The sequence below is a fragment of the Frankia tisae genome (assembly GCF_025403405.1).
Lineage (GTDB): Bacteria > Actinomycetota > Actinomycetes > Frankiales > Frankiaceae > Frankia > Frankia tisai.
Genome location: NZ_JANEZT010000293.1, coordinates 1 through 8719, shown reverse-complemented (window position 1 = coordinate 8719; position 8719 = coordinate 1). Strand labels below are relative to the sequence as shown.

Annotated in this window: 8 protein-coding genes and 2 pseudogenes; 4 read left to right on the top strand and 6 right to left on the bottom strand. The window is 68.5% G+C overall.

Annotated elements, in window-relative coordinates; all coding sequences use genetic code 11:
- Positions 1 to 480: Ntn hydrolase family protein (locus tag NBZ85_RS23065; protein ID WP_261562573.1), on the bottom strand; the 480-nt coding region annotated here is incomplete at its 3' end.
- Positions 481 to 699: 219 nt separating this feature from the next.
- On the opposite strand from NBZ85_RS23065, the gene NBZ85_RS23060 reads away from it, so the two are divergent.
- Entirely contained in the window at positions 700 to 1479 is a 780-nt protein-coding gene (locus NBZ85_RS23060) for a sporulation protein (RefSeq protein ID WP_261558555.1), read from the top strand.
- Between the two features lie 186 nt (positions 1480 to 1665).
- Here NBZ85_RS23060 and NBZ85_RS23055 read toward each other — a convergent pair whose 3' ends face one another.
- The 3 genes from NBZ85_RS23055 to NBZ85_RS23045 all read right to left on the bottom strand — a co-directional run bounded on the left by NBZ85_RS23055 (position 1666) and on the right by NBZ85_RS23045 (position 4435).
- The gene (locus NBZ85_RS23055; RefSeq protein WP_261558553.1) at positions 1666 to 2541 is read right to left on the bottom strand and encodes an LLM class flavin-dependent oxidoreductase; all 876 of its coding nucleotides are present in this window, start codon (positions 2539 to 2541) and stop codon (positions 1666 to 1668) included.
- A 242-nt stretch (positions 2542 to 2783) separates the two neighbouring features.
- The gene (locus tag NBZ85_RS23050; RefSeq protein WP_308205036.1) at positions 2784 to 3383 is read right to left on the bottom strand and encodes an NADPH-dependent F420 reductase; all 600 of its coding nucleotides are present in this window, start codon (positions 3381 to 3383) and stop codon (positions 2784 to 2786) included.
- Positions 3384 to 3703: 320 nt separating this feature from the next.
- Positions 3704 to 4435, bottom strand: coding sequence for an SDR family NAD(P)-dependent oxidoreductase (locus tag NBZ85_RS23045; RefSeq protein ID WP_261558552.1), 732 nt, complete (start codon positions 4433 to 4435; stop codon positions 3704 to 3706).
- A 96-nt stretch (positions 4436 to 4531) separates the two neighbouring features.
- Here NBZ85_RS23045 and NBZ85_RS23040 point away from each other — a divergent pair, with 96 nt between their 5' ends.
- Entirely contained in the window at positions 4532 to 5380 is an 849-nt protein-coding gene (locus NBZ85_RS23040; RefSeq protein ID WP_261558550.1) for a LysR family transcriptional regulator, read from the top strand.
- A gap of 547 nt (positions 5381 to 5927) precedes the next feature.
- Here the strand turns inward: NBZ85_RS23040 and NBZ85_RS23035 are convergent.
- Positions 5928 to 6179 (bottom strand): hypothetical protein, encoded by a 252-nt coding sequence (locus NBZ85_RS23035; protein ID WP_261558548.1) that lies wholly within the window; start codon positions 6177 to 6179, stop codon positions 5928 to 5930.
- Between the two features lie 759 nt (positions 6180 to 6938).
- The gene (locus NBZ85_RS23030) at positions 6939 to 7715 is read right to left on the bottom strand and encodes a TylF/MycF/NovP-related O-methyltransferase (RefSeq protein WP_261558547.1); all 777 of its coding nucleotides are present in this window, start codon (positions 7713 to 7715) and stop codon (positions 6939 to 6941) included.
- A gap of 274 nt (positions 7716 to 7989) precedes the next feature.
- On the opposite strand from NBZ85_RS23030, the pseudogene NBZ85_RS23025 reads away from it, so the two are divergent.
- Both NBZ85_RS23025 and NBZ85_RS23020 read left to right on the top strand, forming a co-directional pair.
- A pseudogene (locus tag NBZ85_RS23025) lies at positions 7990 to 8475 on the top strand (DUF2397 family protein); the annotation flags it as partial.
- Between the two features lie 131 nt (positions 8476 to 8606).
- Positions 8607 to 8719: pseudogene (locus tag NBZ85_RS23020) on the top strand (IS607 family transposase); the annotation flags it as partial.

Below are 8719 nucleotides of genomic sequence, written 5' to 3'. Positions count from 1 at the left end.
GGCGGCCTCCAGGGCGAGCTGCACGCGCTGTTCCGCGTCGAGGCCGCGGGTGCTGTGCAGGGAGCCGCAGGCGTACTCGTCGCCGCTGCCGACGGCGTAGTAGTCGTCGACGCTGCGGCCGATCTGATAGTCCGAGTCGATGCGGTAGAGGTGCCCGCGGATGCCGACGAGGAACAGTCCGCCGCTCTCGCTGCCCGAGTCGTTGCGGGCGAACCCGCCCTCGCGCAGACAGTCGCGGACGACCGCGATGAAGTCGGTCGCCATGAACCGATCAAGGTCCCAGTCCTGGGGCACGGGCGGGACGAGGCTGTAGCGGAGCAGCTGGCCCATCCGGAACGAGTCGGTGAAGCCCATGATGAACTCACCGTTGCGGAACACCTTGGTGTCCGCGCGCACGGTGATGGACCAGCCGGCTACACCGGCACTGTCCCCACCGATCACGACCCGGCCGTCCTGCTGAACCCCGACGATGCAGGTCACGAAGCGGAATGGTACCGGTTCGCCCTACGGACCGATGCCCCGCCCCGTCTACGTCCTCCACCTTCGTCACGGACTGTCCCGAGCGTCCCGACCGATGTCACCTTGCCGACCTGCGCCGATCTCCCCGATCGGGCCGGCGTAGAGATGTGAGAACGTGCTCGGGCGGTCGCGGCAGCACCCGGCAGAGCCGGACACCACCGAGAAGGGGACGAACGGACGATGGGGATGAAGCGGTTCATGTCGCGGCTCGGGGTCGGAGGGGCCGAGGTCGAGACCGTGCTGGACCAGCCGGAGACCCTGCCGGGTCACGTCGTGACCGGCACGGCGACGATCACCGGCGGCAAGGTCGACCAGGAGGTCGAGAAGGTCCTCGTCTCCCTGGAGGCGACCGTCGAGGTCGAGCGGGACGACTCGACCTGGTACGAGCAGGTCACCTTCGGCACCCAGCAGGTCGGCGGGGGCTTCACCATCAACCCCGGGCAGCAGATCACCGGCCGGTTCGAGCTGCCCGTGCCGTGGCAGACGCCCATCACCGACGTCGGCGGCTGGCACCTGCACGGCATGAAGATCGGCGTGCGGACGAAGCTGGCGATCCCCGGCGCGGTCGACCCGGGAGACCTGGACCCGGTGGGTGTGCATCCGCTGCCGGTGCAGGAGGCGGTGCTGGCGGCGCTGGGCGACCTCGGCTTCCACTTCCGTTCCGCGGACGTGGAGAAGGGCCACCTCGGCGGCTCCGACCTGCCGTTCTACCAGGAGATCGAGCTCAAGCCGGCCGGCGAGTACGCCCGGCGGATCTCCGAACTGGAGGTGACCTTCCTCGTCGACGGTGCCGGGATGGACGTCGTGCTGGAGGCCGACCGCCGCGGTGGGCTGCTCTCCCGCGGCGGCGACGAACTCAGCCGCTTCCGTGTCGGCCACCATGACACCGACCGCCACGCGCTCGCCGGCCTGCTGCACCAGCAGCTGGAGCACCTCGGCCGCCGCCGCGGCTGGTTCTGACACCCGCCGGTTGCGGCGCCGGTCGAACCCCGGCCCGGTGGGAGATTCGTGGCGGCGGGCAGCCGGTTCTGGGCGTCGCCCGCGCCGAGAAGCTGCTTGGCGTCCTTCAGAACGATCAGCAGGGACGGCGGTACGGTCACCGGCATCAGGGCCCACCACGGTCAGTTTTGTGCTTCGCCTGGTGTCTTAGATCCGCGTGGTGATGAGTTCGTCGGCGACCCACTGGGCGGCACCGGCGGGGTAGGGCGCCGGCAGGCCGAGAACGATGTGCCGGAAGCCGGCGTCGATCGCCTTGCCGGCTGCGTCCCGGGTCGTGCCGGGCTGGTCGTAGAAAACCGGCAGGTGGATCGAGCGGGTGATGGCGGCAGGGTCGCGCCCGATCTCGGCGCAGTAGCGGTCCAGCAGCGCGCTGCGGCTGACGACGTCGTCGATGTCGCCGCCCGGGATGTTCCACAGGTCAGCGTGCTCGGCAGCGATGCGCAGCACGGCGGCCGAACGGCCGCCGATGAGGATCGGCGGGTGGGGACGCTGGACAGGCTTCGGATTGCCGAACGCATCGGTGAGACGGTGGTAGGTGCCGTGGAAGTCGAAGGGTTCGGGCTCGGTCCACAACCGCCGGATAACCGTGCACGCCTCGGCGAGGCTGCCCACGGCGTGAGCGGCGTCGTGGAAGGGCAGGCCATGCGCCTCGTACTCCCGCCGAGCCAAGGGCTGGTCCGGTCGTGAGCCAGCGCCGATGCCGAAGTCGAGACGTCCACCGGAGACGGTGTCGACAGTCGTAGCAATCTTGGCCAGCATCGCGGGTGGGCGGATGCGGTTGCTGGTAACGAGCAGGCCGAGGCGCAGTCGCCGGGTCTGGGCGGCGAGGGCCGAGAGCAGGGTCCAGCCTTCGTAGGACGACCCGTCCGGGTCGCCGCCGATCGGCATGAGGTGGTCGAACAGCCACGCGTGCTCGATCTCGGCGATCTCGTCCGCCTCGCGCCAAACCCGCAGGATGTCGTGGTAGCCGATCTGCATGGGGGCGGTCATGATCCCGAAGCTGGGCCGGGGTGTTCGCGGCATGCAGCATCAGTCCTTTCGTTTCGGTCTTTGACCTTCGTCTCAGCGTCAGAGCCACGCGAGTGCGTCCCGAGGGTGGGCCTCACCGAGTGATGCTTTCCTGACGAGCGACTCGGCGCTGAGGGATAATCGCTGCTGGTGGCGCCGCGTCGCCCACGGGTTGGGCTCCAGGCTGCGCTTCACCGGATCGTGGCTACGGCGGGGACTCGCCAGGTAGCGGGCGGTACCGCCCGACACGGCTGCTGTCAGCGCGTGATGGCGATGTTGAACCGCATCGTCTGCAAGGCCATGTAGGTCGCGAAGAACAACGGCGCGGCGTGCTCGGTGGCTGTCGCACTGGCCACGCCCCCGAGGTCGAGGATGCTCTCCGTGGTCCAGCCCAGGTCGGCCAGCAACCCCTTGACGGCCGCCTTGGCGTCCTGGTTCTCACCGCTGACGAACACCGTTGCCTGCGAGAGCGAGGCCAGCGGGTCCACCATGATCGAGACGTTCATGGTGTTCAGAGACTTGACGACCCGGGCCCGGGGGAAGCGCGCCTGCACCCGCCGGGCGACGCTGTCGTTGGGGTAGGCCAGCGCCATGTCCGGCGTGAAGGCGGCCGACACGTCCAGCACGATCCGATCGGCGAGGACGTCCTCCCCGATCCCCTCCAACGCCGAAAGGACAGCAGTGCCAGGGATGGCGATGATGACCAGCTCGGCGCCCTGGACGGCATCCGTCTGACTGACCGACCCGGTGTGGTCCTCGGGGGTACGTGAGCCGTAGGCCACCTCGTGGCCGGCGGACGTGAGCCGTGCTCCCAGAGCAGAGCCCACTTTCCCCTTGCCGATGATCGCGATGTGCACAACTGTCTCCTGACAGTTTGGGCCCGAACAACATGAGCGACAGATGTACTCATTCGATACCGAACCGCACTGACCGACAGGAAACCCATACCGGACGATGCCCGGGGCGGCGTCCGCACGGTGCTGCTCGCGGCAGCCACGTTCAACCAGCAGGTCGTCAACAGAAACCTGCGCGCCCGCGTGGGACTAACCCACCCACATTTCGGGGATCTCCGCCTACCTGGGCCAGGTCCTGGCAGGACTGTTCAACAGTCGATGAACCTGTTCGAGACGCGCGGGCGAAGCCGCCTCACCCGGCGGGTGATGACCCGCCGTGCACATCACCAGGGCACTACGCCAGCGTCCTCGAAGAACGTGCCGGTCGGGCCGTCGTCGGGCAGGGTCGCGAGTGTGATGGCGATCGCCGCGCCCTGCTCGGGGGTGCGCACGCCGCGGAAGCCGTTGAGGTCGGTCGCGACGAAGCCGGGGCAGCCGGCGTTGATCAGGATGTTCGTACCGCTCAGCTCCCGGGCGTACTGGAGGGTGACGGCGTTCAGGAACGTCTTCGACGGCGCGTACGCCACGGCCACCGGACCCGTCGTCTGCTCACCAGCGGTTCCTGACTGCCGGGTCAGGGAGCCGACACTGCTGGACATGTTCACGATCCGCGGCGAGGCAGAGCGGCGCAGCAGCGGCATCATCGCGTTGGTGACGCGAATGACGCCGATCACGTTGGTCTCCACGACCGTCCGGATGGTGGCCGGATCGACCCGGGTGGGCTCCTGCGGCATACCACCAGTGATGCCGGCGTTGTTGACGAGCACGTCGAGGCGCCCGGCCTGCTCCTCGATCAGCCGTGCGGCGGCGGTCGCGCTCGCGTCGTCGGTCACGTCCAGCGGTACACCGAACGCGTCAACGCCGGCCGCGCGCAGCTTCTCCACCGCGGCCTCCCGGCGCTGATCGTCGCGGGCGCCGACGCCGACGCTCCAGCCGAGGGCACCCAGGCCCGCGGCGATCTCGTACCCGATTCCCTTGTTCGCGCCGGTGACCAGCGCAATCGTCGGTTCACTCATAGGGTCAATGCTGACCCGGACCCTGGCGAGGGGTCCAACACCGATCAGGTGGCCAACGATACCGCCCAGGTATCGATCCCGGGATAGCGTGGCTGCGTGGAGACCCGGGAACTGCGATACTTCGTCGCTGTCGCTGAAGAGCTGCACTTCGGGCGCGCCGCGCAGCGGCTCGGGATCGCACAGCCGCCTTTGTCACGGGCGATCCAGCAGCTCGAACGCCGGCTCGGGGCAGCACTCCTGGACCGAACCAGCCGCACCGTCACGCTGACCGAGGCCGGCTCGGTGCTGCTGGCCGAGGGCCGGGCGGCCCTCGACGCGGTCGACGCCGCCGACCGCCGGACCCGCCGCGCCGCCCTCGCCGCGACCGGCCGTCCCGGCCTGGTCCTGGCCACGAAAGCCGGCGCGTCCAGCGAACTGCTGGCGAAACTGCTCGACGCCTACGCCGCCGAACCCGGCGCGGTCCCCGTCGACGTCACCCTGTGCGGCCCGGCCGAGCAGGAACGACTCCTGCGCGAGGGCCGGGCCGACGTGGCGCTACTGCACCGGCCGTTCGACTCGACGGCCGGGTTCCACACCGCAGAGCTCAGCACGGAGAGCCAGATTGTGGTCCTGCCGGCCGGGCATCCGCTCACCGTCCGGGCCCACGTGCACATGGCCGACATCACCGCGCTGCCAGGCCTGCCCCTGCCACGCTGGCCCGACCCCGACGGCGCCTACCCGCCCGGCCCCGGCCCGCAGGTCCGCGACCACGCGCAGTTACTGCAGCTGATCGCGCTCGGCCGCGCTTGCACGATCTCACCGGAGTCATGCCGAGCCCAACTGCACAGGAACCTCGCCGCCGTGCCCGTGCTGGACGCGCCGACAGTCACCACCGTGATCGCCTGGCCACCGCACAGCCGGTCCAGAGCCGTCGCCGACCTCATCCGGACTGCGACACGTCTCTAGCATCACCGCCCCGGGTACGGGCGGTGATGACCAACACGCCGTCGACGACCGCGACCGACTCGACGACCACGGGCCCGAGTCGAGCAAGCAGGCCGATTCAGCACACTCCCCATGGCGAAACTTCAGGGAGAGTAGTCCGGCCAGAAAACGCAGGACGCCCGGGTCCGCAGATGAAGCGGAACCTGTCGGCCGGGCATCGATGTCGCCCGGTAGCCCGCTGCGAACGAGGTGGCGGACCGCCTGGCCGGGGCTGAACTCCTCCACCTGGACGGGGATATCACCTGCCATGACGCCGTGGAGACCGGTCCGAGCGGGCGAGACCGATCCACCGATCCGGGTCTCAGCCAGCGATCAGAAATTCCCTTATCCGCGCCAGATACTCACTGCGGTGACCGACGTCGTCCTCCCATTCGCTGACCAGCCCCCAAAGCTCATCGATCTCTTCGTATGTCCCAGGCTGCACGCCCAGGGGCAGCAGGAGTCTCGCGGCATCCAAGGGACCGACTCGCGCCGCCAGCACGGACGATCCAAGCACCTTCCTGACGGTTCACCATGCGTTCAGGAACAGAGGATCGCCCAAGTTGGCGATCGCAAACTCCTCGATGGCCACGCGTTTCTCTCGACGCTCATCGGTTGACACCAGCCGCCAGGTAAGATTCGCCTCGGCGTCCGAATCCGCAACCCTTTCGAGTGCACATCCTTCGGCTACTTCGACAGACACAAGATCTACAAACAAGGCCGCGGCGGCCTCCGGCAGGGTCAGCGATCCCAGGATCTCCACCGGAACCTCAGTGGACATCGGCTGTCGCACCTCATTCCGCAGGTAGGATTTCCACTCAAGGAGTCCAACGGGTACGGCGGCTCCTTCGCCGAACTCGCTCGGGCAGTCCTGTCGGCCGCCCGGTGAGGCAGGCCACGGCAACGAGCATGGGCGGCCGGTCGACCGGCACTGCCTCGCGGCCGACCTTCCCGCCGGCTCCTCGACGACGTGGAAGACGATGCGGATGGCAGGGTTCTCCCCGGCCCGGTCGATTCAGCTCGCGATCGAATTATGCTCCACGGCCGACCTCGCCAGCTCTGCGCGGGCCTCCGTCAGACATCTTTCGGCCCGAAGCGCCGCATTCACGAGATGTCCTGGTCTCCGGCGCCGTTCGTCTTCCTGCCCGACACGTGGTTGACCCAGAGGTTCTGGAGTATCGGCACCAGGGCAGGAAAGATCGCATATACCCACTCGAACTTCCCATCGAAAATTTTAATCAAGAGCAATGCGACCAACCCGAACACCACGCCGACCAGGACGCTCTGCAGTAGCGATCGTCGCCCAGTTCTGCCACTCAAAGCACAGACCATCCTCTCGGATCCGCATGCCCGTCAACACCCAGCCAGCCAGCCGAAAGCGATATCGCGGTCACGATATTCAAGACGAAGCGATGCCAGTCGTAGCCGCCATCAGATCCAGCTGTGCCCGAGAGGGTCATCTGACTGTCGTGTAGATTCCCTCTCCCGAGAGCTCGCCGCGTCGACAATCACCGGCGACCAACGGACACAGGGCGGGCGGTTACCCGGCGGGGATCACGCCGATGGCGCCGCCCTCCGGGCCCAGGCGGTTGAGAAGGATGGGGACCTGGTTCGCGGCGACGTACTCGTCGACCGCCTGCTGCGCGCCCTTCCACCAGCCGTAGTCGTCGATGATGAGGACTCCGCTCGGGGTGGCGCGCGGGTAGAGGTGCTCCATCTCGTGCTTGGTGGACTCGTACCAGTCGGTGTCGAGGCGGAGCAGGGCGATGCCGTCGGGAGCGTTCTGCGGGATGGTGTCCTCGACCTTCCCCTGAATAAAGTGAATCTTGTCGGCCGGGTAGCCGATGCGGGCGATGTTGGCCCTGACCTGGTCGAGGGAGACGATGGCCCACGCCGAGTCGGCCTGGGCCGGGTCGGAGTGGGCGAGCAGGCCGGCGGCGGTCTGCCCGTCCGGCGCGACGTCCTTGTCGGTGGGCGGGGACATGCCCTCGAACGTGTCGAACAGGTAGAGGTCGCGGCCTGTGTCACCGAGCTGCAGCAGCGTGCGGGCCGCCGCCATCGTGGAGCCGCCGGCCCACACGCCGCATTCGACGACGTCGCCCGGGATCTTGTTGCGGACGAGGTACCGGACCGCCTGGATGAGGCCGAAGACCTTCGCCTGGTCGGTGAGGGTGTACGGGGCGCACTCGCGGATCGTGGCCAGCGCCTCGGCGTCCATGCCGGCGGGGATCTCCCAGCCGGGCCGGCGGACGAGGTCGAAACCGGACCGCTGCACCGCCTTACGCAGGTAGACCTTCGCCTGGTCCTTGACGGCCATGTACAACTCCTCGATGACGTCCGTAGCGCGGGGACGAACGCGGAGTGCAGCTGACCGGAGTCTCACCGCATCCGCCGGAACGGCATATCCTCCCACGCTTCGCGGATCGTCGGTCGGCGGTCCGCGTCCAGGCCTCGGGCCTGCCTCCCGCTCGTACCGCCGGCCTTCCGGGGACCGTCAGTACTGTCGGATCCGTTGGCTACCGTGAGGCGGGTGCCTGGTGGTGCCTGGTGGCTGAGCGCCGACCGAGGGGGCGAACCGCGGTGGAGGCAGGATGACGACGATGCATCGCGTGCCACCGGAGATGTTCCGGTTCGCCACCGAGCAGAACGCCGACCTGTACACGGCCGTCCTGCGGGTGTTCGGCGAGGCGAACGAACGGTTGGAGACCACGCTCGGTCCGGACGAGCTCGGCGGCAACCTCCAGTACTCCCTGACCCGGCGCGGGGAGGCGGCGTTCGCCGGTGTCCAGCACGCGCTGGCGGTGCTGGCGTCCACGGGTGCGCTGCAGACCGCCGTCCTGGACGCCATCGCGGACAGACTCGACGCGTTGTATGCGCTGCTGCTCGACGAGACCTCGTCGGACCGCAGGCTCTTCACGACGCTGAGCGAGCTGGAGAACCATCTGGAGGCGCTGCGGGCGAACACGAAGCAGTTCAACGGCGAACTGCAGCGGCTCCTGCGGGCGGAGAACGCCGACCTCGACACCTTTCACGAGGTGCAGCGGGCGACGGTGACCTACCTGCAGGAGTTCGTCACCGACCTCGATCATCGCTCGCGGACCGCTGATGGACGGGCCCGTCACCACGATCGGGCTGCTGGCCGACCGCGTCGCGGCCGCCTGCGCCGCCGATCCGGCGTTGCCGCCCTTCAACACGGCGAGCCACACCGATCGTCGTGGAGCATCGCGACCGGTTCGCCCGGTTCGGTGCCGAGTATGTTGAGGCCGCGCTTGCGGCGAACGGCCGCGGGCTGCTGGTGGTCGACCCGGCCGAGGTCGATGA

What these genes read in the sequence shown, in the direction of transcription:
- NBZ85_RS23030 (WP_261558547.1), bottom strand. Translation starts at nt 7,715, where the DNA reads ATGGCCGTCAAGGACCAGGCGAAGGTCTACCTGCGTAAGGCGGTGCAG.
- NBZ85_RS23045 (WP_261558552.1), bottom strand. Translation starts at nt 4,435, where the DNA reads ATGAGTGAACCGACGATTGCGCTGGTCACCGGCGCGAACAAGGGAATC.
- NBZ85_RS23035 (WP_261558548.1), bottom strand. Translation starts at nt 6,179, where the DNA reads ATGTCCACTGAGGTTCCGGTGGAGATCCTGGGATCGCTGACCCTGCCG.
- NBZ85_RS23055 (WP_261558553.1), bottom strand. Translation starts at nt 2,541, where the DNA reads ATGCCGCGAACACCCCGGCCCAGCTTCGGGATCATGACCGCCCCCATG.
- NBZ85_RS23060 (WP_261558555.1), top strand. Translation starts at nt 700, where the DNA reads ATGGGGATGAAGCGGTTCATGTCGCGGCTCGGGGTCGGAGGGGCCGAG.